Here is a 25,703-nt window from a genome sequence, read left to right as displayed (position 1 = left end):
TAAATTCTTCATCAAATCTGAACATAATAAGAATTATTTGTCGAATTTAGAGGTGTCCTAAAATAGGGAAGCCTACAGGAGATTATACGAGGTAGACCTATTATTAGAAATGATAAACAATAATTTATAATTGATTAAGCTATGTCTAAAAAAATTCAACTTTTTATTGTAATGCTTATTTTTCCTTTAGTTTATGTACTTTATAGTATGACACCCATAGCTAAAGAATTATTTGTAAATAACAATAATGACTATTATTTCCTTTTTTGGATTATAGTTATAATATTACATATAAGTACTTTTTGTATAGTGAAAAGGTTTTTAAAAATAGAGAATGAGAGTCTTATTGATATTGGATATAGATTAACTCATAAGAAAACTTTTTTGTTTATTTTAATTTATTTTATCATATCATTTTTAGTCTTTGGCTTTACAGAGTATACTTTAAGAGGACTTGAAATTAATGAGAATGACTTAAAAGCATTATCTCCTTTTTTTCCTCGAAATAGCTCTCAGCGTTTTTTGTTTATTTTTTCGGTTTTATGTTCTGCTTTTTTTGAGGAAATTATTTATCGAGGTTTTATAATTACTAGATTGGTGGAATTAGGGATTAATAGGTGGATTGCTATACTTCCAGCTGGTGTAAGTTTTGTATTTATTCATGGAGTTATAGGGTTCAGTCAGTTTACTTTTTATTTTATTCCAGCTGTTATTTTTGGTGTTATCTATGTTTTGACAAGAAGATTGGTGTTTTCTATAATCATTCATCTTTTATTCAACCTATCGGCTATGATGGCTGTTCTTTCTATTGTAAAATAAAATAGGTCATAAGAAAGAAAATAAAAGTTTTTGGTATTCAAAAATAGAATTCTTTTTCTGATGATGAGTTTGATTATTATGCGTTTTTAAATGGTCTGATATTTCATTGGTCTAGAAGTATCTCCACCGATTTATTTGCATCTTGTGCTGACTGAAAATTATTCTACTGTGTCGCAATTAACTTCTTATCATTATGAGGACATGACTCTGTAAGATTTTAGTGGTTGATAGATTATATATTGTTAAGGACGTATTTTAATCACTGATAAGAATTAACATTCTGGTTTTTATAGTTGACAAAAAAAGTATAGATTAAAATTGTGCTCAATGTTAATGATTTTACCCTTAGTTGAATTTGATCATCAGATAAATACTTGTTTTTTAGCAGCCACTCATTGATTTCAGATTTCTGAAAGAACAAGTATTTACCATTCGGTTTAGAGTAGGGGATTTTATTGTAGTGAACCAGGTGATAGATATATGATTTTTTAAAACCAGTATATTTCTCTAGTTCTTCCACAGACAGAATTTCCTTGTGATTAGAAATGATGAGTTGCTCTAAGTAGTCAAGCTTTTCAAGTATAAGTTTAATAGCCTCCATAGTCAATTGTTTTTAGATTTAGAAGCAAACTACAGTTATATCATAAAAGACTAAAGCCAAGTGTACTTTCAAGTACCACTTGGCTTTAGTGTAATTATCATTTTAAAAGTAACCCCTTAGTTTAAAACCCAAACTTAAGTTCCGGAATAAGTTCAGAGGCTTCTTTCATTTTACTATCAATGATCTTGGCGTAGATTTGAGTCGTACGGATTTCACGATGTCCTAAACGCTTGGAAACCGTGTAAATATCAGCTCCATTCTCTAAGAGGAGTACCGCATTGGTATGTCTCGCACTATGGAAGGTAATATGCTTGTGAATACCCGCTCTATTACACCAACGGACAATTTCATTATTGTAAATAGCAGAATATTTAAGATTAGTAAAAACGAGTTGATTCAATGATTCTCTTTCCCCTAAGAGTTCTCTTGCTTGTTTGGAGATATAAAGATATTCAACACCTTCTGTTTTTTCTTGTCTATAGATGACTCTACAAGCATCATCTTCGTCTCTTACCTCAGACCAAACAAGCTTATTAATATCTGACCAACGAAGACCAGTTAAACAAGAGAATAAAAAGGCACGTTTAAGTACTTCGTATTTACAATCCGTTTTTACCAGACGTTGTACCTCATTAAACGTAAGATACTCTCTTTGACTTTCTGCTTGTTTAAAGCTCTTTACTTTTTGGGCATAGTTAATTGTTAGATACCCCTCTTCAAAGGCTAATCGAAGAGCAGCTCTAAATTTATTGAGATAGGAGTATTTTGAGTTTAATGAAAGCGGAAGTTTACTTTTAGTAAGCGCCTTTGTATCAAAGTAATGTCGGACTTTTTTTAAGAATTCATCATCTACTTCATCAAAAGTAAAAGTAGTAGAGATACATTTTTTAAGTGAAGAAAACTAGCAGCCCAGTTTCCGTAGTTTTTAGGACTTTCGTATTTCTCTTCCATTTTTTCGTGAAAGAAGTCTAGGAAACAGCGTTGTCCTTTGTGTTTGTTTTTAATTCCGTATTTACCTCGAAGGTCTTCACTTTGTCTGATAGCTAAGATATTCTCTGCCATTTGGAGCGCTTCTTTGTTCTCCTTTCTTTCCTTAGCACCATTAGGAGCGCCGTGGAGGAAGAGCTTGAGGTTTTCGAATTCTCTGATATGTTTCCTTTTTCCATTTGCAAGTACTTCAGTTCCTTTGAGGTATTCTATATGAAGACTAATTCTTCCACTAGGTAGTTTTCTTTGTTTAAGAGTGATTTTCATAATTTTCTATATTAGGTTAGGGAGACTCATTTTGTACAACATTTGTACAACACTTTTTAATTATGTTGTACAAATGTTGTACGCAATATAGAAAATAAGAACATCTTATAAAAACATTTAACACTTAACTATTTGATTTTCAAAGTATATCAAATAAGATAAAAAAGTATTAAAAAGACAGATTATTTACCAATACAATATCTTACATCCCTTGATTTACAGAGTGTTGTGTGGGTTGTGTGATGAGGATGTGGTGAGTTAAGACTAAATCTATTTCTTTATTAATACTCTTTTTTTACGTTTTTCATGTCTACTTTTATTTTCTGCAATCAATAAATTTGGTATTGTATATTCTATGAAATAATCAAATTCTTGTACTGAACAAAAATCTAGTACAGCTTCAATTAGTAAGTAAATTTTACTATTATACTTATCTGGTAAGAATTGATTGATATCGTTATCAAGTTTTCTTGCATTATAAGCTGCGTCTTTTATATTAGGAAGAAATGTTAAAGGATTATATCCTCCTTTTTCTAAAGAATCTATTTCTGCTTTTAAATCTTTACAAGTTTTGTTTTTTAATTTTTCTATATTATCACTTTTGTGGAGATATAACCAACTTTCAAAACATGGATTACTTAAAACAAGATTCCATTGTCCCTTCGTTTTACAGAAATTAAAAATTTCGATTATATCTTTCATTTTCCATCGATCAATATCTATTACAAACCATAAAAAATCGTCTTTACCAAATTTTTCTTCTTCTAAATAGGTTCTAGCTCTTTCTAGTACCCATTTTGGCGATGATTTTGTTCCTAAAATTTCCTCTAAACCTTCTTCAGAAACTTTTTCGTCTATTACATCTATCTTTATACGATTAGAGAGATGTTGTAATATTTTAAAATAATCAGGTTCTCTTTTTCCTCCCTCACATGCAATTGCAAATAGTCTATAATCTTTTAGTAGTTCATCAGGTAGATCCCTTGAGTAACCTCTTTGTTTACGACTCATAATCATTCCAATTTAATTTTTCCAAATCTCCTAAGAATGGTATTCCTCCAAATCTCCCTTGTAAATACCCTTTTTTAATATCTAGATCATATCTAGGTTTAAAATCACTTAAGGAATACATATTAGTGCTTTTTGTTGTTTTGTTTTTTTCAACAAACCAAATTTCATCTTGTCTAAAAATATTTAAATCTAGTAAATTTGATTCGTGTGTTGTAAAAATTAATTGACCTTTAGTATCGGTTTCATTCATCGCTTTTGAAATTATAGCTTTGAGTAATGCAGGATGTATACTTTGATCTATCTCGTCAATAATAAAAGTAACATCTTCAGATAAAATACCATATAGGGCTGGTATAAAATCAAATAATCTTTGTGTTCCATCTGACTCTTCCGTTAACTCAAAAGATACTTGCTTTCCTTTAGTATCTGTATGATCAGAAACTAATTTCTTCACGATGTATTCATCGTTATCATTTTTAGTTATGTATAAGTCTATTCCTTTTTCATTTAATAATACACCTTGATGATTATCGAGATCTTCTATTAAAGAGTTTTTTAAATCTGAATCATCTTCTCCAAAGTATTTGTTTAATTCTACTTCTAAAATTTTTAATTCATTAACACCAGTATCAAATGTCTTTAACAATAAATTTGAGAAGGTTTTGAAATCTTCTGACTCAGATATATGAGGAGTGAAGTTTGTATATTTACTTTGCGGATGTATAATAACAATATTGTCAGTTAATACTGATCTAACATTTGTTATAATTTCTATTTTTAACTCTTTGTTTTTAGATAGTAATAGTTCATTTGGTTTTAATAAATTATCTTCAAATATTTCGATTAATAATTTACTTTTAGGTGTATTTATATATTTTTTGTCAAAGGATATTTCAACTTTTCCAAATTGCGATGTTTGCCTAGTGAAAATTTTTCTTTCAGTATTAATCCCTGTTTCATATAACCATTCTTCTTCAACAATACTATTATTTAATCTAACGCCATAAGAATAAAATTTTTGATTATAGATAATTTCTATTTCAAAAGAAATAGGTTTTGTTAAACATTGATCGTTTAATTTAAATTTTTTATTATTCACAGAACCATCAATTCTTCCATTTTCAATGATATCTTTAAAATATTCAATTCCTTTAATCAAACTAGATTTTCCTGCTCCATTTGCACCATATAAAGCAGCTGCTCTAAGTATTTTGGGATTAAAATTGTAAACATGATTTTTATGTGCTTTAAAATTTCCAGCTAACATATTAAATTCTACTTCTTCCTGGAACGATAAAAAGTTTTCAACAACGAATCTTACTAACATAATGTTTGTTTTAGTAGTCAAATATAACGAGTTTATCTCTTAGAATAATAATTTATTTAAAATAGTTTATTAATTTTATTCTATTACATGATCAAGTATATTATTTAATTCTTGAAATTCTTTACTTTTAACCAATTGCAGATACGCTTAAAATTATAGTTTTCTATATTCACTATCACTTAAAACTTTCATTATTTCTTTTCTAGTTACCACTTTATCTCTTACTGCTTGTTGCATAAGCAATAAAAGTCCTTGATCTTCTTTGGAAAGTTTTATTTTGTTTAATTTCTTGACCATCTATATTTCAAGTTTAAATAGTTAACTTTAGTAATATTCTTTTATATATTCATACGCTCTTTGAAACAACATCTCATTTTTATGAAGTTTATATTTCAACAAGGCTGTGCGTAATGATTTTTGAACTTCTCTCTCACCAGCTGTTGTTGTTTGCCAACCAGGAAAACGAACCAAACGAACTATATCATCAATATCTTTCACAATTCGCTCAACTACAGCTGGTGTTTTATCTGTTTTTAATTCAATAAACAACTCTGTTAATGCTGCTTGTGGACTTTTTTCTTTAATAGATTCTTCTAATTCCTTTTCTGCTTGTAAAGTATCTTTGGCAAGTTTGCAAAGCTCTTTTACAAATTCTATAGAGGTGATAAGTCCTTGTTCTGCTTTAGCTCTAAGTTCTTCTAATCGTTCACTTAGTTTTCTGAATTTTGGATCACCACTATGTTTTTTAAAACGTTTGGTTAGAATATCTTCTATTTTACGGGCTTCTTTAGGACTAGGATTATTAAATATATTTTCAATAACCTCTGCATCTAAGATAAATTCGTCTAGATTATGTACTTCTCCTACAGAAATATTTTCATGCATTAAACGGGTAGTTTCGGCACCTAATGTCATCCATAATAATTTACCAGTATGATCTGATGATGGTTTTACAGAAGCATATACCTGGCTAAGCCAACGATAATCAGTTTGATAAGGATCTAAAATACGATCAGGTGATAGAGATTCCCAAACGTTCATTAATAATTTAAAGTCTTTAGCAAAAGCATCTTTCAACTCATCTGTTCTGATTGCATTTTGTGCAATCTCTAAACCTTCAAAGCCCTCAATAGTACGCTCCACGCCCTCAAAATGACTTAATGCGTTTTCCATTAAACTAGGTAACTTATTTTTCAATTCATTCAAATTGCTCACGATCGATTGCATTGTTTTATCATCAAATTGCAAGGCTTTAGCTGCATCATCAAAAACACCAAAGTAATCTACAATACGTCCGAAATGCTTATTCGGATACAAGCGATTGGTCCTACAAATAGCTTGTAATAAGGTCACATCTTTAATAGACTTATCTAAATACAAGGTTTGTAGAATCGGTGCATCAAATCCCGTTAACAGTTTGGCTGTAACAATAATAAATTTTATCGGTGAATCGGGTTTATTAAACTCATCGACAATCTTTTCTTGTTGAGACTTATCTACCGCCCATTTATCTTTAAATTCTTTCGGATCATTTGCAGTAGTTGAAATCACTACTTTACTGGCTTCTGTTGGGAAATAGTTATCTAATTCTTCTTTATATTGTACGCAAGCATGACGATCAGGTGTCACAATCATGGCTTTAAAACCATGTGGTTCTACCTTTTCTTTAAAATGTTTGGCAATATCGGCTACTATTTTAGCAACACGTTCAGGTGCTTTTAGAAAAGCGGCCATACGCGCCGATTTTTTATTTAACAAGTCGGCATCTTCATCAGTTAAATCAACAGATGATTTTAGTTGTTCAAATGCTTCATCTAACATTTCTTTGTTTAAATGTACATCAACTAAACGGGGTTCGAAATGCAAGGGTAGAGTAGCACCATCACGGATAGAATCCTGGAAAGTATATCGAGATAAATAACCTCCTTTATCATTTTCTGAACCAAAGGCCCAGAACGTATTCTTATCAGCTCGGTTTACGGGGGTCCCTGTTAATCCAAATAAAAAGGCATTTGGTAAAGAAGCACGCATCTGACGACCTAAATCTCCTTCTTGTGTACGGTGTGCCTCATCGACCAATACAATAATATTGTCGCGAACATTCATATTGGGTTTAGCATCACGAAACTTATGAATCATGGAAACGATAATCTTTCTAGTATCTCGTTCCAATAAAGTTTGTAATTCGCCAATACTATCTGTAGTTACTACATTGGCGATATCTGCCGCATTGAAGGTTCCTGAAATTTGTGTATCCAAATCAGTACGATCTACTAATATTAGTACCGTTGGACTTTTCAAAGCTACTGTATTACGCAATTTTTGCGCAGCATAAACCATTAAAAAAGATTTCCCTGAACCTTGAAAATGCCAAATCAACCCTTTTTTAATCGAGCCTTCAATAACACGTTCTACTATTTTATTAGCTCCTTCATATTGCTGGAAACGAGGTAATATTTTTATTAATTGTTTCTTTTTATTGGTACTAAATAGCGAAAAATTACGCAAAATATCTAGCAAGCGCTCTGGTTTCAATAAATCATTAATCTCTACCGCTACGTCATTAATACCTAAATATTTAGTTACAGAATCTTGATCTAAATCCATGCGCCAAGGTCCCCAAAATTGCAAAGGGGTACGAATACCACCATACCCAAAGGTTTTACCTTCAGTAGCAAAGTTTAAAATATTAGGAACAAATAGACTAGGTATAGCATTTTCATACACTTCCACAATTTCATTTGCACCATCTAACCAAGAGATAGAAGGGCGGATGGGGGTTTTTAGTTCACCTACTACTACTGGAATTCCGTTGATGTATAAAACAATATCAGGTATTTTGGTCTCACGAGCGTGTACACGCAATTGATTGGTAATAATGTATTCGTTATTCTCTATATTTTCAAAATCTATTAGTTGAATTGGAATGTGTTGATTGTTTTCTCCGAAGGGCATCGACTCATCACCACACATCCATTTGTGAAAAGCTTGATTAGCACGAACCAGACCTATTTGTCCAACTGAAAGTAGTATTGCACGCAATTTGTAAATTACCTCGTCTGCAAATGCTGGATTGATTGCAATAGCAGGGTTTAAGCGCTGTAAAGCTTGAAATAGTTTATCTTCTAACAACACCTCGTTTACACCTCGTTTTAAATCTTGAGGTACTATATATTGCCAAGGTTTACCATAAGTCATCCCTGGCTCATTTAGTACAGCTGTTGTACTAAAAACATGTCCAGATAATTCTTTAATGACAAATGCTTCTACTGTATTACTTTCGTTGAATTTCATAATTAATAGTTTTGGTTGTGTTTAGATTAAGATTCTTTGAATATCCCTAATTAACTCATTGAAACTCGAATTGTTGGTCTTTTCTTTGATCCAATTATAATCAAGAGCTCCTTTAAATTCAGCAAAATCCATTCTAAGGTCAACAGTTTCGTTTGTATTTGATTTCTCTTCTATTACTTCTAATCGTTCTGGAATAGCAGTTAAATATTGTCCTGGATTTTTCAAGTATTTAGCATATAGCTTAATATAATCAGGGTCTACATTATTGTCTTCAGGCCTTTCAACAACAACTATCGCAAAATTTTCATTACTTACCTCTTTTACCGCTCGCTTTGCTTGTGAAATAGCAATATTTATTGGATCGGTATTGTTATATCTACAAGATTTCACTTCTATATAGAATGATTTACCATTAGTTGGATTTGTGATTCTAATATCGTAGGCACCACCTCCCGCATGAACAACATCTTTTTCAACTTGATAATCTTTTAATAATTCTATAAATGCGAATTCAACCTTAGAACCAACTTCCAATAAGTTATTAAACTCCTTTTTCTTTCTAGCTTCTTCCTTTGCGTATTTCATAACACTTTCTGGAATATCATCAGGAAATAAATCCGTAAGTTGAGTCAATTTTGAAATGCTAGTACCTTTATCAATTATTTTTATAATTTGATTTATCTCACTTAAGCTTTCTGCAACTTTCTGCAAATCATCTGAGCTAATTTCTGATTCAGCTAGTTTTAATAAACTGTCTTGTTTACCACTATTTCTGATTGTAATTGCCTTAACCTTTTCCTCTTCATCAAAACTTTCTAAGAAAAAATTTGAATAAGAACCGTTAAAAGTAGGAAAGTAGTGGGACAACTCACTCCAGTTAGGAAAACCTTTATTCTTTAACCATTTCAACAACAAGCTTAATCCTTCTATTTCAGCCTTCGATAATCTTGAATTTTCTTTTAATCGTAATAAAAATATATTGTCTATTTCAGTAGATAAACTATGAGTCGTTTTAATCTTTGTAGAAGGCAATAAGGTTGAATTCCCTTTATAAATTATATCGTTTAATAATTTACTATAATAATCACCTTCAGTCATTTTGTTATACACTGCAATCAATTCAGTATCTACATTGCTATCTACGTAGATATCAGCATCTCTATTGACGAATTTACCTTCTATAGATTTACTAGGTATAATAGCGTGTTGTGTCAGTAGGCCAATCTCATTTTTCACTACATAACTTATAAAATTGGACAACCAGTTTGTAGTCTCAGCAACATCTTTTTTAAGAATTTGACTTAATTGATCGATACTACCAGCTGTATCAACCAACCTAACGGCATCAGCTAATCTAAATGGAACTGTTTTAAAAATTGTAAAATCAATATTTTTTAACCATTTAGCATATTCTTCTCTTTTTGGTACTTTATTTAAAATGAGTTCAAATATCGTATCATAAAATTCCACATCTTTAGATTCTGTTTTGTTTTCTGGGATGAAGGGAATTCTAAGATTTGTGTACGACACAATTTTGCCATGACAATTAACGAAACTTATACTATCGAATATTATTTTAAATTCCTTCTCTATTGTATCTTGATACCACTTTGCATTTGTCTGCAAATTTTTTATTCGGTCACTTTTAAGAGATACCAAGTTGTACAAATTTCTAATCCCATCATTTGCTAGTGATTGAAGTAATTTCTTATAGGCTTGAACACCTAAAACTAAGCACCTTCTATTTTCTGTATCATTTACAGAAATATTAATGCCGTGTCTTTCTGTTTCTGGCTTAAAATTACTAGAATGAATACTTACTGGAAATGGAAATTTTTCCGACCCTATCATTGGTAGATATAGAAATAAAACAGCAATATCTTCAGGATATTCTACCACTTTATTATCTTTTATCTCAACAGCTATAGTTACTTCAGATTCGGTTACAAATCGAACTATTATATCATCTTTTTTAGATTTATTGATTTCTTGCCCTATTTTACAAATACCTTTATCCTGATTTCTTTCTTTTTGAAAAAAATACATCTCTTTACTTTCCGTTTTATCTATAAATCGAACTGAATTTAATTTAGGAAGAAAGGTAAAAACCAAAGGAAGTATTTTACAAGCATAAACTATCCCTTCTTTTGTTATCTTTTTTGTTTCTATTGAAGGAGTTAAACTTTTAGATAAATCATAAGTAAATTTTGTTTCAAACGTTCCTGGAATATGTTCTACTTCAGGATGAAATTTTTTAAATTGCTTTTCAGATTCTCCAATAGCTGTAATCAACTCTTTTTTAATTAAATACGAAGCACGATCTAAATCAAATTTAAAAGTATAGTGCTTATCTTGTAAGTATTTATCCTGCACAACTCCTTCTACTGTTATCATTGACGATAATATATGTGTAGAGATAAAACCACTACCAAATCTCCCTATATATTCTGCGGTAATTTCTGTATCATCCTTGTCTGAATCTGGAGTAATTAAATTTTCAACATCTACTAACTTAAATGGTTTACCATTATGACGAAATATCAATGTAGTAGAATTTAATTCTACCTCTACATCAACCAAATCATTAAAATCACTTGCGTTTTGAACTAATTCCCAAAACCAACGATATTGTAATATATCAACCTTACTTGGAATAGGCTCTAACTTTTCTAAAAGACGTTTGGCTGGTATACTTAATTTTTTTTCAATTTCGGTTTCTGCAATTTGTTCTTCAAAAGATTTAACGATATTATTATTTATTATTTCATTCATAATTAATAGTATTTTCTATGGTAAGTAGTTTGGGTGTTTTCTTCTAAAACACCTGATTAATCAACGCCTTTTGCAAAGCCTTTGAAGATTGAAGTTTGGATTCTACTAAACTCAATTGTTCTAAAATAATCTTACTTGAATCAACAATTTCTTGTTGCTTAGGTACAGTAGTAATAGGAATATTTATCTTTCCAAATTCTTCTGAATTAATATTACTTAATGTTCCCTTTCTAGTAGTTTGATTAATCCAAGTTTTAAACTTTTGAGTTTGTGTGTATAGATATAAATATTCAGGAAGGATTAAATTCATATCCAATTTAAATTTTATCAAATAACCAGCATGAATACATCTACCATGTTCAGGTAAATAATAATAGCTTCTTCCCGGATCTGCTGAACGAGCTAAAAGAAAGTCTCCATATTCTAATAAATATTTATCTTCTGGATTTTCAGAGGAAACTAATTCGTCATTCAGAAAATTGAACTTACCAATATCTGTAATTCTTATATATCTAGTTTGACCATCAAATGAAACGGCAGACGTGTTAGAACCATACTTAGGCTTCTCTTTACATAAACTTAAAAGTGTTTTTGATTCTTTGGATGTAAATAGTTGCTTAAGTTTTGAATTAATTAGAACTTCAAACCTCTCCAACACTTCCAAATCCCTTTCAATCACGTTATCCATCGCCCATAACAAATCGGCTAATTCCGCTTGTTGTTCTTTGGGAGGGAGAAGAAATTCTTGATGTCTCAAATCTGTCCAATTAATTGTCGGTGATAATCCTCCTACAGAAATATCAATCATACGATGCATGAATTGGTCAGAATGGAAAAAGAAAGAAAACAATCGTCTATCAATTACTTCTTCGTTTGCTCTAAATACAAAAGCATGAGCAGAACAAATTCCAGCTTTTCTGACAATACCAGCTTTTCGTTGGTAGGCACGTCTTTTTCCAAAGATCAGATCTCCAGGATAACATTTTAATTTTCCTCCACTCACATCATCAGGTGTACCATTACGCCGAATATGAATAGTTTCACCATCCAAATGTTCTAATCCATAATACACCTCTAAGTCAGTAGTTTTTGGGTCTACTGATTCAGAAATACGTTTAGCTATTTTTTCAAACGGAAAAGATTTCCAATTGCTTCTATCTATATTATTTAATGTAAAACTCATTTTAAATGTTATTCTCTTGAAATAATTGGCGCATACTTTCTTTTACTAATTTAGATTGTTTTTCCCACTTTTCAATCGTATCATTAATTGATAATTGATCTTCTAAATTAGCTACATTAGAAACATATTGCGCAATATTTAAACTCGATTTTCTTTCCAACACATTTTGCTTATCTACGATTACCGCAAAACCATTAATAGTCTTGAAGTCTTTGTACGTTTTGTAAATCTTATCAATATGTTCTTTTTCTAAGAAGGAAATACTTTTTTCTTGCTTTACGTCCTTTACTGCATTTATAATTAAAATCTTTCCCTTCTTATGGTCAGGTTTGTTATTATTCGTAATCAACAAACAGGCTTCCATTGGCGAGTTGTAAAACAAGTTTGGTCCTAAACCAATTACAGCTTCTACCACATCAGAATCAATCATTTTTCGGCGCATTTCGGCTTCGCTATCTCTAAACAAAATACCGTGCGGCCAAAGCGAAATAGAACGTCCATTGTTTTTATCCAACGATTTTTGAATGTGTTGCTGAAACGCATAATCTGCACAACCTTGTGGTGGCAAGCCCCAAAGGTTACGCCCCCAAGGATCATTTACAAAGGCATCACGGTTCCAAGATTTAATGGAGTACGGCGGGTTAGCCAAGATCACGTTAAAGGTTTTTAATTGGTCATTTTCCAATAAACCAGGTTCTGCCAAGGTGTCGCCACGTACAATTTTAAATTCTTCAATGCCATGCATGAACATATTCATACGTGCAATGGCAGAAGTAATCAAGTTAATCTCTTGTCCGTATAATTTTAGGTTTCGATATTCCTTGCCTTCTTCCTTTAGATGCAAGGCACAGTTCAACAACAAACCACCCGAACCACAAGTAGGATCATACACCGATTCTCCAGGTTGCGGATCCATAATTTTGGTCATCAGTTTCACTACCGTTCGGTTGGTATAAAACTCCGCGGCTGTATGTCCGCTATCGTCGGCAAATTCCTTAATCAAGTATTCGTAGGCATTCCCCAACTTGTCATCAGCTACATTGGACAAACTCAAGGTATGTTGAGAGAAATGCTCAATCAGGTTGATCAAAGTCGCATCCGACAAGCGATTTTTGTTGGTCCAGCTCGCATCCCCAAAAATCCCTTCCAAGGTGTCTGGATTTGCTTTTTCAATTTCGCGCATAGCGTGTTGAATTGCCACACCTACATTGGTAGTGGTTTCTCTCACATCATTCCAATGCGCACCTGTTGGAATCACAAAACGGTGATTTTCAGCAAAAGCAGCATATTCCAAATCACCATCCGATTCACTTAAAGCCAATTGAAATTCTTCATCGTACACATCGCAGATACGTTTAAAAAATAACAACGGAAATATATATTGTTTGTAGTCGCCAGCATCAATAGTACCTCGCAATGCAGTAGCGGCTCCCCATAAGTATTTTTCTAATTCTTGTTGTGTCATTAATCTAAAATTGTTTCTTGAGATTCTATAGTTGTAATAATTTCATTTGCACTAAGATCCTTTCCTTCTACCAACTGTAGAATTGCCTGATGTACATATTGTGCTCTTTTTAATAAAAAGATATCAAAGTCATTTTTTAATTTTATCTTTTTCTCTTCAAGAGATAAGTTCTCATATCCACCATTTTTCAGTTCTTCAATAGGAATCAAATGAGAACGAAGCCTACCATCTACATGTTCTTCCGTGGTCCATTGGTATCGCTCTTTCAGATATTTATAAGGTTCCTTGTTACTAATGTTTAAATTCGTTTTATCTTTTATCAAAGCACAATTAAGAACTAAATAACTTTCAATATCAGCTTCTTTTAGTAAATGGTCAGGGAATACATGATGATAATGTCTCTTACCGTCCAATAGTTGTTGACGATCTAAACGAGACCCATCCGCAAAATCCATTGCACCAAGGTTTGAAAAAATAGCCATTACACCCCTAGCACGAATATTTTCACGTTTTGGCCAACCTACCTGTAATAACTCATCAATACTAGACAAAGGATATTTAATTCTATTGAAGATTGGTACATCAACTTCAGTAAAGGCTTCCCCGTTTTCTTTTACCTTTTGTAAAACAATATGTTTTAACTCTCTAAAATCACTATATGCATTAGATGCTGCCGAGTTTTCATATCGATCCGTAAAGAAACTACTCCATAGATATTTCTTAAATAAAATTTCACATCTACCTCTATGATCTAAGCTATCAGGAGTCACTGTATATAGTGCTGCAATAACAGCTAAGACTGCATTAGTTGGTAATCTATTTTGATCGTAAATACCATTATGAGAAAGAAAGTCTGCCATTTGACCAAGACCTTTACACATCAATTCCCAATCTTCTATCATCTTTTCCTTTTTCATCTCCCACATTCCTCTTTGATTTGGCAATTTATCCTGCATTAAAGCAGATGTGGCCAAAATAAGATATGGTAAATCGAAATAGTGTTTCACATTTGGAAAATCTTTATCTAGTTTCTTTTGGTAATCATCTAAAGAAACTCCTTTAACTCCCTCAATCTCTGCACGAATAATATCGTACTGTGATAGAGGTTTACTATTCGTGTTCATGTTGATAAACACTTGTAAAGCTATATCTTTTGGAGTTGACAAAGGAAGTGCTAAATAGGGTAAATTATAATGTCTAATAATTACTTTTCGGTCACGAATAAAGTTCTTAATTTCTTCCTTTCGTTGTGTCCATATCATCAATTTCGTAAATGCGTCTTCTTCTCCTTCTGTAGGTTTCTCATGTAAAACTGCTTGTTCTATCCATTGCTCTATTTCGGAAGAATTATCAATTGGACTAAATAAATGTAATGGAATTAGACCTCTTTGAAATGAATCTTTTGAACTATCCGCCCATACAGGACGTTTAGAATCTTTTTTCATCCAACGAGGTTGACATCGAACTTCTACAAAACTGTCTGAATCTATTTTTTCATCCTTAAATTTATCCCAATCAGAATTATAGACAAAATAAGTTTCCCATTCATAATTGTTATGTAAGGCTCTCCAAAAAGCTGTTAACCGTTGTTGGCCATCCAATAGATGTTCTGTTACTCTATTATCAATCTCAGGAGCTGTTTTCAAAACTCGAGAAACAAATGGTTCATTATCTTTATTAACTTCCAAAATAAGCGTAATTCCTAAAGGTAGATTATGAATCACCGTATTTACTAAACTGGTAATTCGAGTACGGTCCCATGCTTCTGGTCTTTGAAAACGAGGTAAACGAATTTCCGCATTGCTAATTTTATCAAACCATTCCTTTAAGGTTCTATTGTTCGCTTTACTTGATGGTAAACTCATTACAAATGTTTTTTTAGTAATTCTTTAAACTTTTGCTCTGCTTCTTGACTTTCTGCCCAAGCGTCTTTCAATTGTTTCATTGCTTCTTCAACAGAAGGTAAATTATCCTCTATTACTTTATCGATATACAAAGGTATATTCAAGTTGTAATCGTTTTCTATGATTTGTTGCATCTCTACCACTTGGACATAATTTTCAACATTTTGATAATTAGTATACCAAGCAAATAATTGATCTACATGGTCTCTTTCTAAAAAGTTCTGAGCTCTACCTAAACGAATTTGATCTGATCCATCAATAAAAAGCACTTTATTTTTTTTCGTTTTCTCTTTTTGCTTTTTGAATACGAGTACACATGCTGCCAATTGAGTTCCATAGAAAATATTAGCACCTAAACCAATTACAGCTTCTAGTAGATCCATTTCTAAAAGTGCTTTTCGAATTTTTTGCTCTGCGGCTTTTCGGAATAAAACACCATGAGGTAAAATTACTGTCATTCGGCCAGTTTCATTTAATGAAGAAATCATATGTTGCACCCAGGCCATATCACCATTTCCTTTTGGGGGAACACCAGCTATATTTCTACCATAAGGATCATTTATCCAATTATCAGCTCCCCAGTCTTTTAATGAAAATGGAGGATTGGCAATGACACAATCAAATTTTTTCAATCCATCTGAATCAAAAAAGGCTGGATGACGAAGTGTATCTTCACGAGCAATTTGAAAATCCTCAATTCCATGTAAGAACATGTTCATTCTTGCAATAGAACTTGATGTTAAGTTTTTTTCTTGTCCAAATAATTTAAGTGTACGATAGTCTTTTTCTGATTCTTTTAAGTGATCTACGCATTCTAAAAGCATTCCGCCTGTACCACAAGCTGGATCATATACAGATTCACCTTCGGTTGGATCTAAGATATAACCAAGCAAATTAACCACTGAACGAGGTGTATAAAATTCACCTGCTTTTTTATTTGTTAAATCGGCAAAGTGTTTAATCAAATATTCATAAGCATTCCCCAGCATATCGGATTCTACATTACTGTTAGATAACGTATATTGGGAGAAGTGCTCGATTAAATCAATTAATAAACGGTCAGATAGTTTATTTTTATTACTCCACTGTGCATCGCCAAAAATACCGAACAAAAACTCTTGATTAGCTTGTTCTATACCACGTAAAGCTTGCTCAATCACTAAGCCTACGTTTGTTGTAGTAGATCGAACATCATTCCAATGGCATCCTTCAGGTATAATAAATCGATGAAATTCTGGTAAAGAGGCATACTCTTCATCTCCATCAGATTCAGTTAATGCAATCTGATATTCTTCATCATAGACATCAGAGATACGTTTAAAAAATAGTAAAGGAAAGATATAAATCTTAAAATCAGAAGCATCTACAGGTCCTTTTAGAATCCAAGCTGCCTTTGATAGGTATTGTTCTAATTGTGATAATGAAATCTTATTAGTAGGGTTATTCATAGTCTAATTATATTCATGGGTAAAAATACGATATGTTAAAGAATAAAAGAAATCAAAATAAGTGAAACCAAAGAAAAACAAAGGAAACTTAAGCTATTCACTGATGAAAAGAAAGAGAATGTTTTTTGAATCTGTGTTATAATTTTTACATTTGCAATAGAAAATATTACAAACAAGCGTAAGCTGTCATTTTAGGTAACAGAAAACTAGGAATCTTCTAAAAGACCATAAAATCGACAGACTTACGCCCGTGCCTTATATTGGCGTGGGCTGAGTCGTCGTGGTCTTTAGGTATCCTAGTACCTCTGTTTCCGATTGATCTTAGTTCCACGCTTTTTTATTAACTACAAATCAAGGCACTATGAAAAAATCAGTATTCTTATTATCAATCCTATTTTCAATTACTTCAATAGCACAGGAGAAAACAAAAAAGCAAAAAGCTGAAGAAAGTCTAAAGCGAATGCAGCAGCGTATGGAAGCCTTTAACCAGGAAAGAAGTAAACAAGATAGCATCTTCAATGCGAATCTAAAAGCACGGGTACAAGACTCGACATATCACAGTGATTTACAAATTTTTCAAGATACTTTCAGTAAAAAAACAAGTACAAGATTCTATACCTAAAGAAAGTAGAAAACAAACGGATAAAGATACTTTCAACAAGATTTTTAAATTATAACTGCTGATGAAAACAAAAAAACATTACTTAGTTTTAGTTTCATTAATCCACTTAATCTTAACAGGGAGTAAAGAAATAGCTATTGAAGATGGACGTATCAAATTATCTGAAGGGTACTTTTTATCTATGGAAGAATACGCTAAAGGGAAGCAAAGTAGATATTTTTACCAATGTATTCATTCATTTTTAGCATCTATTTCCCAGGAAGAAAAAGCGGACATTATAAAAATCCTCATTGAAAATGACACCTTACTTTTAGCTGCTATGATGACTGACCAATTAACATCCAAAAAACCAATCAATCTCAATCACGATAGCAAAGCTGTATTCAATAAAATGATGTTTGATTTTTTGTGCGGTAATAACATTAATCCAATTATTCACAGGACGTTATATTTCTATTTAGAGAATTTGCATCGATTGGAAATTAAAGGATTTAGTATTTCTAAAAAGGAACATGATAGAATATTACAATTCAATGCTCAAGGAAGGGGTATTGAAGATATTTTGAATATGTTTGCATTCGAATAAAAGAAGATCAGCTTATGTTAGAATTAAAAACCTTACTTTCAATTGTTTTACCTATTCTAGGTGTATTCTTAGGATATTTCATAAAGTCTTATATAGATAAAAAACAAGCGCTTTTATCTGAAGTTTCAAAAGAACGAAGAGAACATTATCAAGGATTTGTTGATCTTATAATCGATATTTTTAATAATATTAAGCAAGGTGATACTCCTAATGATCATGAGTTGGTAGGTAAATTATTTTCTTTTTATAAAAAGTACATCTTATATGCTTCTCCTAAAGTTATCAATAGTTTTTCTGATTATTTTCAATATTTATATAGCTGTAATGATGGAGGGGTTACAATGGATACAAATATTCAATTTAGAAAATTAAGTACTATAATGAAGGCTATGAGAGCGGACTTAGGGCTTTCAAATAAGAATTTAGGAAGAGATGGAGAAAAGATATTTCGTGCTTTAATAAAAGACTTTGACACTATAATAAAGTAAAACATGTTAACTTTTCTATCTCTCAAATAGAATGTGTTTTGATTTCCTTTAAGGTTTTCATATTTAGTATTTTGTATGCTGGCATTAGCATATTCCAAAGCTTGACCTAATAGAAGTAGAAAGGCGAACAAGTTGAAAAGCATTCTCAGTTAATCAGATCGAGAAGGACTCGTTTCCTTTCTTGATTGAAGCGTACAGCTCCAAAATTTGAAGAATCCCTATTTGTTGATATAATATTTGCAATCATATTTCAGAAAGTAATAAGATTATTTTTCTAAAAACAGTATTTCTTTCTCTCATGAATCGTTGATATTTATTCAACTGATCTAAATATTCATCCATCTTTTCGGATGAAATTTCCTTATGAATATTAACCCATTTTGCAATTTGGTTAATATTATTCTCAACTTTAGAATCCACATTGGTCGATATTTCAATGAACTTTAGTATTTGTTTTCTTTCATTTTTACCTAAGTTACCTTCTACTTTGTGAACGATATATTCAGTCAAAGTCATATGATTTAACTCTGCTATTTCCTGCCATTTCTTTTTTAAATCTGAATCTAGCAAAAAATGAATTCTTGATTTTTTCATTTTCTTCCTTTTTTAAATAAAACGAGTCCCGAGTTTTTAAGTTCCTATGAAATAGGCAAGAACGTGTTATGTGTTTGAATTGTTAAATTTGATGCACATAAACACACATCTTGCCCTACATAAAAACCATTAAATTTTCATAATATAATCGTTCAAATCTTTGTGATTAGGATACAAGTATCTTCCGTCTTTTACACGATTAGGGAAAGCATTTTGCACTTTTTCAGTGGCTTTGTTTCCAGCATCGTCATTATCAAAACAACAAATAATTATATCATACTTTAATTCTTTGTACAAAGCATTATTTATACATTTATCCAAATGTACATTGATACAATTGTCACTTTTCCCATTTGTACATTTGTACAAATAATTATTTGTATCATCATTTAAAATAGCATTTAATGTGCCAACCGAATTCAATATCAAATAATCATAGCGTTTTTCAGCTTTTGGGTATAATGTTAGGAAGCTCAAAAAATCGCTCCACGATTCAAATAAGATGATTTGACTTCGGTTATTATTGAAAAAGGAAGGTGATTTAGTTCCTAAACACATCTTTATGTATTTATTTCGAATTTCATAGCTTTCAGCTTCAGAACTATTCTTAAAACAAATTCCGAAATAGACTTTATCATTAAGGCTGTAATGAAGTTCTACACAATACTTTTTGGCTATTTTAAGATTAATACACCTACTTTGTATATAATTGATTAGCTGAGTATTGTCTAAAGGCTTAATCGCTCTTATTTCATAATTCTTTTCTTTTTCAATAGCATCATTAAAAGTAGGCTGGTGAAAAGAAAAAGATCCATGGTCTAAAATCTGTAGTGCTTCTTTTAGACTACAGTCGTGATACCTCATTACAAAATCTAAAACATTCCCTCCGAAACCTTCTCCATGATCAAACCAAATGTTTTTTGCGAGATCTATTTTAAAGGATGCTGTTGTCTCATTTCTAAACGGACTTAGATACCAAACTTCATGATTACTCTGTTTGATTTTTTTAGCTCCAATTTTATCTAAAATAGAAACTAAACTGATTTTTTTTGCTTCGCTACAATTTATCATCTGCTCTGAAATATGTTTTTTGCTTACCTAATCACCTTTTACTTGTAATTCGTTGTTATTCAATTAGATATTAATATAGGTAGTTGTTTTTTGAAGTTACCCAGCTACCTGATATTTTATAAAAGGTAAGCTGTTTTTTTAGTTACTTACCTAAATAAGTATATTGAATTTTAATACAATATACTTATTTAGGTAAGTAGGTAACTAGGTAAGCTAAATATTTGTTCTAATCATTAAAACCCCAAGGAGAGTCTTTAAATTTTGCTTTAGCCAAATATCCATATACTTGTCTTTTTGCATGTTTAATTCGATTAAATCCATGTTTTTTCAAAGAGGTTCCTATTCTTTGATTGTTTAATTTATGTCCCATAACTGAAAGCTCAGTCATAATTTCTGTTGCAGTTCTAAAATCGTCTAGATTTTCACTAGGTTCGTAGAAGCGAAGTACAAATTCACTTTCTACAGTTTGAATTGTAAAGCGTTCATTTCTTTTTTCATTAGCAATTACTTCTTCAACTGTTAGATCGGATTTAAATGTGGGCTGATGTTTGTAAATATGATAGGCTTGTGACCAAAAATTGTCTGTATTAAATTCCTGGCTATAGGCAAAGTTGATTCTACCAAGTACATCAAACACGATCCAACGTACGCTACCTGTTTCGTCATTTAGAAATTCAAGCTTGTTGGTACTTCCTACAAAACTGCAAATACGATACAGTAACGTAGTTTTTTCAGCGTAGGGCAAACGTTCGTTTACCGTAGTCTGAGATATAATTGATTTAATGGAATTGATATCGTATTTTCCTAAGATATCTAATTCTTCAATGTTAATGATAAACGCTTTACACAATTTAATGCGATCGTCTTTGCTGACCCCTATATTTTCATAATAATATCGTTTGAGCGGTTTCGGACAAAGATTTTCTAAATAGGTTGATTTACCCGCATTTTGTTCTCCATTTCCTAAAATCAAACAATGTTTGTTAATCTGCTCAGGGTGAATAACTGTTTTAACTGCTCGTATTGCCCATTTTAATAAATGATGGGCAAAAAGAGTATTGTCATCTGTATTGACATAAGAAGCATATTGCTTTATGTAGTCTTTTCCATCCCAAGTAGGGAGTTCTTCGAAATATTCTATTATGGGGTTGTATCGCTCTATAAAATGACTCTTTAAATACGTTTTTAAAGCCTGTGAACTTACGTTTAACTTTTCCCTATGTAAGTGTATCAATAAAGATGATTCGTTAAACTCAAGAGTCTTATGTGATTTTGAACTGAATATTTCAAACTCTAAAGAGATTTCATTGAATTTGATAGTGAAATACTTGCTTAGTTCTTCGTGAATTTTATCATACACAGAATCCTTACGTGATGATATGTCATATACGCTTATTTCTTCCATTAAATAAATAGTTGATGGATAAGAGTATAATGCGTATATTTGCATCACATACTCTTACGAGTGAAACAATATTAATTTGAAGCGTTCAAAATTGCAGTTTGAACGCTTTATTTTTTTCTATTTTTTAGAGAATATTCTAATGCTTGTTTTTCTATTTGAGAAGCCGATTGGCTTTTGTTTTGTAGTAACCATTCATCAATTTCCGACTTTAAAAAGAATAAAAATTTTCCATTTGGCTTTGAATATGGTATTACGTTTTTATGCACTAGTTTGTAAATGTGTGAACGTGTGAAGCCTGTGTAGTTAATTAGATCCTCAACATTAAGTATTTCTTTCGTTGAATCAACGATTAATCGCTCTAATCGATTTAACTTTTCTAGAATAATTTGATTTTCCATTGTTTGCTGTTATTAAGATTATATAACCAAAGGTTAATGATCTAAAAGATGTTTCCTAAAAGGGATAAAAGGGAATGCAATATTTGTACTTTTATCCTTTAAGTTTAACTAATGGTTTAGTTTTGAGTATCTCTTATTTTCCTTTATACACCTTATTGAAACTTTTTTCAAATTCAGCGTATAATTTAGGTTTTCCCTCCAATAGAAACTTATTACTTAAATAGGCTATGAATAAGCGTTGTAAATGTGGATTTAAATTAAAAAAATCTTCATCATAAACAGATTCGTATAACTCAAAAATACCTTTATAAGTAAATTTTTTTCGAGCTTTTTGTAACCAAAATATATATCCTGATTCTGCTTCAAAATTAAGTACTGCTTTAAAATCTTCAAAAGAAGCTTCCATTATACCTGATTCGATACAGTTTTCATATAGTTGCTTGAAATTAATATTCTTTTTTAATTTCATAAATACCGTTCCTGTTGATGTTTCGGGAATCTCTATAAGATTGCTACCGTGTTTAACCATACCTTTATTTAGCATGATTAGATAATGAATATCTTTATAAGCTAATGATTTAATGTAAGTTGTTAAAGGTGTCTCAAAAGCTCGTTCTTCAAATAGAATAATATGTATTTCTTTTTTCACTAGTTCTTTTAATTCAGCTTTCATTTCTAATCGAAGCTCCTTTTTTATATCTTCTTTTAGCTGTGCTATTTCATTGTTTGTCATATTCTTAAAAACTTAGTTCTGGAATTAAATTAGAAGCTTCTTTCATTTTCTCATCTACAATCTTCGCATAGATAGCGGTAGTGCGAATTTCACGATGTCCTAAACGTTTAGATACAGTATAGATATCCGCACCGTTCTCAAGGAGTAGGACAGCGTTTGTATGTCTCGCACTATGAAAAGTAATATGCTTTGAAATACCTGCTTTATTACACCATAGCACAATAGCGTTGTTGTAAACAGCCGAGTATCGTAAACCAATAAATACCCGATCTCGATTACCCTTGCGTTCTCCCAATAACTCTCTAGCTTGTTTAGAAATGTAAAGATACTCAACACCATCAGTTTTCTCTTGTCTGAAGTTTACCCGACTTGAATCATCTTCATCGCGTACTTCAGACCAGGTCATGTTGTGGATATCTGACCAACGTAAGCCTGTAAGACAAGAAAACAAAAAAGCACGCTTTAATACCTCATACTTACATTCTGTATGGGCTAGTTGTTGTACTTCATTAAACGTTAGGTATTCCCGTTGGCTTTCTGCCTGTTCAAATGACTTGGTTTTAGCTGCATAGTTCAGAGCTAAATAACCCTCATCAAAAGCAGCACGCAAACAAGCTTTAAATTTGTTGAAATAGGAGTATTTGGAGTTTAGAGATAAAGGGAGATCACTCTTGGTGCGAGCTTCCTTGTCAAAATAAGTACGCACCCGTTTTATAAACTTCTCATCAATATCGTCAAAGATTGTGTTAGGGGAGATACAACGCTTTAAATGAATCATTGTAGCAGTCCAATTACCGTAGTTTTTTGGACTGTCAGATTTCTCTTCTGTTTTCTCCTGAAAGTAGTCTAAAAAGGTTCTTTTGCCTTTGGTGGTGTTCTTTAGTTCAAAGCGACCTTGGTAAAACTCAGCTTCTCGAATAGCTAAGATTTGCTTGGCAAGTGCCATTGTTTCTTTATTCTCTTTTCTTTCACTAGCATTCTTAGGTTCGCCGTGTAAAAAGAGTTTTAAGTTTTCGTAATCTCTAACGGTTTTGCGTTTACCGTTCGGTTGTTGTATTGTGCCTTTATAGTATTCTATAGATAAGTTAATCTTACCGCTGGGTAATAGTCGTTCTCTTAGTGTGATTTTCATTATGTGATGACATTTGCTACATATCTAAAATATGTGATGATTTTGTAGCAACGAATATACTAAGAAAGGAACATAAAAGAAAAGACTACCAGTGTTAATTTACTGATAGTCAATTAAAAGAAAGTATATCTTAACAACGGAAACGTAATTTATTTACCGATACAAAAATTAGCAAAAATATTCCCCAGCAGTTCATCATTTGTAACCTGGCCGGTGATTTCACCGAAGAAGTAGAGTGCTTGGCGGATATCGATTGCCATGAGGTCGGCGGATAAATTCGTTTGCAGTCCCCATTTCACCTTTTCGATTTCCTCAAGTGCTTTGAGGAGGGAGTCGTAGTGGCGTGCATTGGTAACAATCGTCTCATTATTGCGCAGTGCACCTGTATTGACGAAGCTCAGCAGGGCTTGTTTCAACGCTTCGATACCGAGATTAGCTTTGGCAGACATGAACATTAAGTCGTCTATTTTAGATTCAAACAAGGCAATTTGTTCCGTAGAGAGCAAGTCTTGTTTGTTACAAACGACCAGTAGAGGTTTGAGAGGGTATTTATTTTTGAGTTTTTCCAGTTCAACATTAATTTGTTCAATCGATTGATGCGTTACTTTTCCGCCGTCGATGAGGTAAATCACGACTTGAGCTGCTTCGATTTTCTCAAAGGTCTTCTGAATACCGATACTTTCCACTACGTCTTTCGTCTCGCGAATTCCGGCGGTATCGATGAATCGAAACCCGATGCCGTCAATCACCAACTCGTCCTCAATCGTATCGCGTGTAGTACCTGCGATATCCGAAACGATGGCGCGTTCCTCATTGAGGAGGGCGTTTAGCAAGGTAGATTTACCCACGTTAGGTTCGCCGACAATAGCAACAGGGATTCCGTTTTTAATAACATTTCCAACGGCGAAAGAATCGATTAATCGTTTCAGTACAAATTCGATGCGTTCCACAAGCGCTTTAAATTGGGTGCGATCAGCGAATTCCACATCTTCTTCCGAGAAGTCGAGTTCGAGTTCGATAAGCGAAGCAAAGTTGAGGAGTTGTTCACGTAGCAAGGCAATTTCGTTGGAGAATCCCCCGCGCATTTGTTGCATGGCAATTTGGTGGCTTGCCTCGTTGTCCGACGCAATTAGATCCGCCACTGCTTCCGCTTGCGATAGGTCGAGTTTACCATTTAAAAAAGCGCGCATTGTAAATTCACCCGCTTGTGCCATTTTCGCTCCCTTGCGGAGACAAAGTTGGATGATCTGTTGTTGAATAAAAGTCGAACCGTGGCATGAAATCTCAATAGTATCCTCTCCCGTATAGGAGTTCGGACCCTTAAAAACGGAAATCAACACCTGATCGAGGATGCGATCCCCATCCACCACATGTCCCAGGTGTAAAGTATGCGTCTTTTGTTTGGTTAAATCTTTGTTTTTGATCGATTTAAAGATACCGTTAACTAAGGTAATGGCGTCTTTTCCCGATACGCGTATGATGGCAATGGCACCCGCACCCGAAGGAGTTGCTAAAGCGACAATAGTATCTTGTAATATCATGGTATACATCTATAATAAGATACAAAGATAATACATATTGCCCAATCTCAAGAAG

At 32.3% G+C, this 25,703-nt stretch carries 23 protein-coding genes; 4 read left to right on the top strand and 19 right to left on the bottom strand.

The features are described from left to right. The first annotated feature begins 141 nt into the window (after positions 1–141). Complete coding sequence (locus tag HX062_RS13815; RefSeq protein WP_286467799.1) at positions 142–819, top strand: CPBP family intramembrane glutamic endopeptidase; 678 nt, start codon at positions 142–144, stop codon at positions 817–819. A 259-nt stretch (positions 820–1,078) separates the two neighbouring features. On the opposite strand, the gene HX062_RS13810 is transcribed toward HX062_RS13815, so the two are convergent. The 12 genes from HX062_RS13810 to HX062_RS13755 form a co-directional block, all read right to left on the bottom strand. Beyond that, positions 1,079–1,420: a helix-turn-helix transcriptional regulator gene (locus HX062_RS13810; protein ID WP_286467798.1), complete on the bottom strand. Its 342-nt coding sequence runs from the start codon at positions 1,418–1,420 to the stop codon at positions 1,079–1,081. Positions 1,421–1,541: 121 nt separating this feature from the next. Beyond that, the gene (locus HX062_RS13805; RefSeq protein WP_286467800.1) at positions 1,542–2,300 is read right to left on the bottom strand and encodes a site-specific integrase; all 759 of its coding nucleotides are present in this window, start codon (positions 2,298–2,300) and stop codon (positions 1,542–1,544) included. After that, a complete protein-coding gene (locus HX062_RS13800; RefSeq protein ID WP_286467797.1) occupies positions 2,270–2,674 on the bottom strand; it encodes a hypothetical protein in 405 nt (134 codons plus the stop codon). Before HX062_RS13800 ends, HX062_RS13805 begins: the two co-directional genes overlap by 31 nt. 270 nt (positions 2,675–2,944) lie before the next feature. After that, on the bottom strand, positions 2,945–3,685 hold the full coding sequence (locus HX062_RS13795) for an RloB family protein (RefSeq protein ID WP_286467796.1): 741 nt from the start codon (positions 3,683–3,685) through the stop codon (positions 2,945–2,947). Next, the gene (locus HX062_RS13790; RefSeq protein WP_286467795.1) at positions 3,675–5,012 is read right to left on the bottom strand and encodes an AAA family ATPase; all 1,338 of its coding nucleotides are present in this window, start codon (positions 5,010–5,012) and stop codon (positions 3,675–3,677) included. Before HX062_RS13790 ends, HX062_RS13795 begins: the two co-directional genes overlap by 11 nt. Before the next feature lie 153 nt (positions 5,013–5,165). Then, positions 5,166–5,309, bottom strand: a complete 144-nt coding sequence (locus tag HX062_RS13785; RefSeq protein ID WP_286467793.1) for a hypothetical protein — start codon at positions 5,307–5,309, stop codon at positions 5,166–5,168. 27 nt (positions 5,310–5,336) lie between these two features. After that, on the bottom strand, positions 5,337–8,306 hold the full coding sequence (locus HX062_RS13780) for a type I restriction endonuclease subunit R (RefSeq protein ID WP_286467792.1): 2,970 nt from the start codon (positions 8,304–8,306) through the stop codon (positions 5,337–5,339). Between the two features lie 21 nt (positions 8,307–8,327). After that, complete coding sequence (locus tag HX062_RS13775; RefSeq protein ID WP_286467791.1) at positions 8,328–11,078, bottom strand: sacsin N-terminal ATP-binding-like domain-containing protein; 2,751 nt, start codon at positions 11,076–11,078, stop codon at positions 8,328–8,330. A 43-nt stretch (positions 11,079–11,121) separates the two neighbouring features. Further along, entirely contained in the window at positions 11,122–12,261 is a 1,140-nt protein-coding gene (locus HX062_RS13770; RefSeq protein WP_286467790.1) for a restriction endonuclease subunit S, read from the bottom strand. A gap of 1 nt (position 12,262) precedes the next feature. Then, positions 12,263–13,726, bottom strand: a complete 1,464-nt coding sequence (locus HX062_RS13765) for a type I restriction-modification system subunit M (protein WP_286467789.1) — start codon at positions 13,724–13,726, stop codon at positions 12,263–12,265. Then, positions 13,726–15,591, bottom strand: coding sequence for a DUF262 domain-containing protein (locus tag HX062_RS13760; RefSeq protein WP_286467788.1), 1,866 nt, complete (start codon positions 15,589–15,591; stop codon positions 13,726–13,728). Before HX062_RS13760 ends, HX062_RS13765 begins: the two co-directional genes overlap by 1 nt. Beyond that, positions 15,591–17,078: a type I restriction-modification system subunit M gene (locus HX062_RS13755; RefSeq protein WP_286467787.1), complete on the bottom strand. Its 1,488-nt coding sequence runs from the start codon at positions 17,076–17,078 to the stop codon at positions 15,591–15,593. The genes HX062_RS13760 and HX062_RS13755 overlap by 1 nt, the downstream gene beginning before the upstream one ends. Positions 17,079–17,439: 361 nt before the next feature. Between HX062_RS13755 and HX062_RS13750 the strand changes: the two genes are divergently transcribed. The 3 genes from HX062_RS13750 to HX062_RS13740 all read left to right on the top strand — a co-directional run bounded on the left by HX062_RS13750 (position 17,440) and on the right by HX062_RS13740 (position 18,774). Continuing rightward, positions 17,440–17,700: a hypothetical protein gene (locus tag HX062_RS13750; RefSeq protein ID WP_286467786.1), complete on the top strand. Its 261-nt coding sequence runs from the start codon at positions 17,440–17,442 to the stop codon at positions 17,698–17,700. Between the two features lie 61 nt (positions 17,701–17,761). Beyond that, entirely contained in the window at positions 17,762–18,286 is a 525-nt protein-coding gene (locus tag HX062_RS13745) for a hypothetical protein (RefSeq protein ID WP_286467785.1), read from the top strand. A gap of 14 nt (positions 18,287–18,300) precedes the next feature. Next, a complete protein-coding gene (locus HX062_RS13740; RefSeq protein ID WP_286467784.1) occupies positions 18,301–18,774 on the top strand; it encodes a hypothetical protein in 474 nt (157 codons plus the stop codon). A 243-nt stretch (positions 18,775–19,017) separates the two neighbouring features. On the opposite strand, the gene mobC is transcribed toward HX062_RS13740, so the two are convergent. The 7 genes from mobC to mnmE form a co-directional block, all read right to left on the bottom strand. Then, positions 19,018–19,368 (bottom strand): plasmid mobilization relaxosome protein MobC, encoded by a 351-nt coding sequence (mobC, locus tag HX062_RS13735; protein WP_286467783.1) that lies wholly within the window; start codon positions 19,366–19,368, stop codon positions 19,018–19,020. A gap of 129 nt (positions 19,369–19,497) precedes the next feature. Then, positions 19,498–20,439, bottom strand: a complete 942-nt coding sequence (locus HX062_RS13730; protein WP_286467782.1) for a DUF8464 domain-containing protein — start codon at positions 20,437–20,439, stop codon at positions 19,498–19,500. 226 nt (positions 20,440–20,665) lie between these two features. Then, positions 20,666–21,844, bottom strand: coding sequence for a VapE domain-containing protein (locus tag HX062_RS13725; RefSeq protein WP_286467781.1), 1,179 nt, complete (start codon positions 21,842–21,844; stop codon positions 20,666–20,668). Between the two features lie 107 nt (positions 21,845–21,951). Continuing rightward, a complete protein-coding gene (locus tag HX062_RS13720; protein ID WP_286467780.1) occupies positions 21,952–22,242 on the bottom strand; it encodes a helix-turn-helix transcriptional regulator in 291 nt (96 codons plus the stop codon). Positions 22,243–22,375: 133 nt separating this feature from the next. Beyond that, entirely contained in the window at positions 22,376–22,975 is a 600-nt protein-coding gene (locus HX062_RS13715; protein WP_286467779.1) for a hypothetical protein, read from the bottom strand. 4 nt (positions 22,976–22,979) lie between these two features. Beyond that, complete coding sequence (locus HX062_RS13710) at positions 22,980–24,107, bottom strand: site-specific integrase (RefSeq protein WP_286467778.1); 1,128 nt, start codon at positions 24,105–24,107, stop codon at positions 22,980–22,982. A gap of 149 nt (positions 24,108–24,256) precedes the next feature. After that, complete coding sequence (mnmE, locus tag HX062_RS13705; protein WP_182626483.1) at positions 24,257–25,648, bottom strand: tRNA uridine-5-carboxymethylaminomethyl(34) synthesis GTPase MnmE; 1,392 nt, start codon at positions 25,646–25,648, stop codon at positions 24,257–24,259. Positions 25,649–25,703 lie beyond the last annotated feature (55 nt).

Source organism: Myroides sp. DF42-4-2 (genome assembly GCF_030326445.1).
In the GTDB taxonomy this organism is placed as follows: domain Bacteria; phylum Bacteroidota; class Bacteroidia; order Flavobacteriales; family Flavobacteriaceae; genus Flavobacterium.
This window is presented reverse-complemented; position numbering and strand designations above follow the sequence as displayed.

Excerpts from the sequence above, each read along its gene's own strand:
- HX062_RS13785 (WP_286467793.1), bottom strand. The coding sequence starts at position 5,309 with ATGGTCAAGAAATTAAACAAAATAAAACTTTCCAAAGAAGATCAAGGA.
- HX062_RS13800 (WP_286467797.1), bottom strand. The coding sequence starts at position 2,674 with ATGAAAATCACTCTTAAACAAAGAAAACTACCTAGTGGAAGAATTAGT.
- HX062_RS13725 (WP_286467781.1), bottom strand. The coding sequence starts at position 21,844 with ATGGAAGAAATAAGCGTATATGACATATCATCACGTAAGGATTCTGTG.
- HX062_RS13810 (WP_286467798.1), bottom strand. The coding sequence starts at position 1,420 with ATGGAGGCTATTAAACTTATACTTGAAAAGCTTGACTACTTAGAGCAA.
- HX062_RS13780 (WP_286467792.1), bottom strand. The coding sequence starts at position 8,306 with ATGAAATTCAACGAAAGTAATACAGTAGAAGCATTTGTCATTAAAGAA.
- mobC (WP_286467783.1), bottom strand. The coding sequence starts at position 19,368 with ATGAAAAAATCAAGAATTCATTTTTTGCTAGATTCAGATTTAAAAAAG.
- HX062_RS13815 (WP_286467799.1), top strand. The coding sequence starts at position 142 with ATGTCTAAAAAAATTCAACTTTTTATTGTAATGCTTATTTTTCCTTTA.
- HX062_RS13715 (WP_286467779.1), bottom strand. The coding sequence starts at position 22,975 with ATGACAAACAATGAAATAGCACAGCTAAAAGAAGATATAAAAAAGGAG.
- HX062_RS13720 (WP_286467780.1), bottom strand. The coding sequence starts at position 22,242 with ATGGAAAATCAAATTATTCTAGAAAAGTTAAATCGATTAGAGCGATTA.
- HX062_RS13770 (WP_286467790.1), bottom strand. The coding sequence starts at position 12,261 with ATGAGTTTTACATTAAATAATATAGATAGAAGCAATTGGAAATCTTTT.
- HX062_RS13710 (WP_286467778.1), bottom strand. The coding sequence starts at position 24,107 with ATGAAAATCACACTAAGAGAACGACTATTACCCAGCGGTAAGATTAAC.
- HX062_RS13730 (WP_286467782.1), bottom strand. The coding sequence starts at position 20,439 with ATGATAAATTGTAGCGAAGCAAAAAAAATCAGTTTAGTTTCTATTTTA.
- HX062_RS13790 (WP_286467795.1), bottom strand. The coding sequence starts at position 5,012 with ATGTTAGTAAGATTCGTTGTTGAAAACTTTTTATCGTTCCAGGAAGAA.
- HX062_RS13775 (WP_286467791.1), bottom strand. The coding sequence starts at position 11,078 with ATGAATGAAATAATAAATAATAATATCGTTAAATCTTTTGAAGAACAA.
- HX062_RS13765 (WP_286467789.1), bottom strand. The coding sequence starts at position 13,726 with ATGACACAACAAGAATTAGAAAAATACTTATGGGGAGCCGCTACTGCA.
- HX062_RS13795 (WP_286467796.1), bottom strand. The coding sequence starts at position 3,685 with ATGAGTCGTAAACAAAGAGGTTACTCAAGGGATCTACCTGATGAACTA.
- HX062_RS13760 (WP_286467788.1), bottom strand. The coding sequence starts at position 15,591 with ATGAGTTTACCATCAAGTAAAGCGAACAATAGAACCTTAAAGGAATGG.
- HX062_RS13740 (WP_286467784.1), top strand. The coding sequence starts at position 18,301 with ATGTTAGAATTAAAAACCTTACTTTCAATTGTTTTACCTATTCTAGGT.
- HX062_RS13750 (WP_286467786.1), top strand. The coding sequence starts at position 17,440 with ATGAAAAAATCAGTATTCTTATTATCAATCCTATTTTCAATTACTTCA.
- HX062_RS13745 (WP_286467785.1), top strand. The coding sequence starts at position 17,762 with ATGAAAACAAAAAAACATTACTTAGTTTTAGTTTCATTAATCCACTTA.
- HX062_RS13755 (WP_286467787.1), bottom strand. The coding sequence starts at position 17,078 with ATGAATAACCCTACTAATAAGATTTCATTATCACAATTAGAACAATAC.
- mnmE (WP_182626483.1), bottom strand. The coding sequence starts at position 25,648 with ATGATATTACAAGATACTATTGTCGCTTTAGCAACTCCTTCGGGTGCG.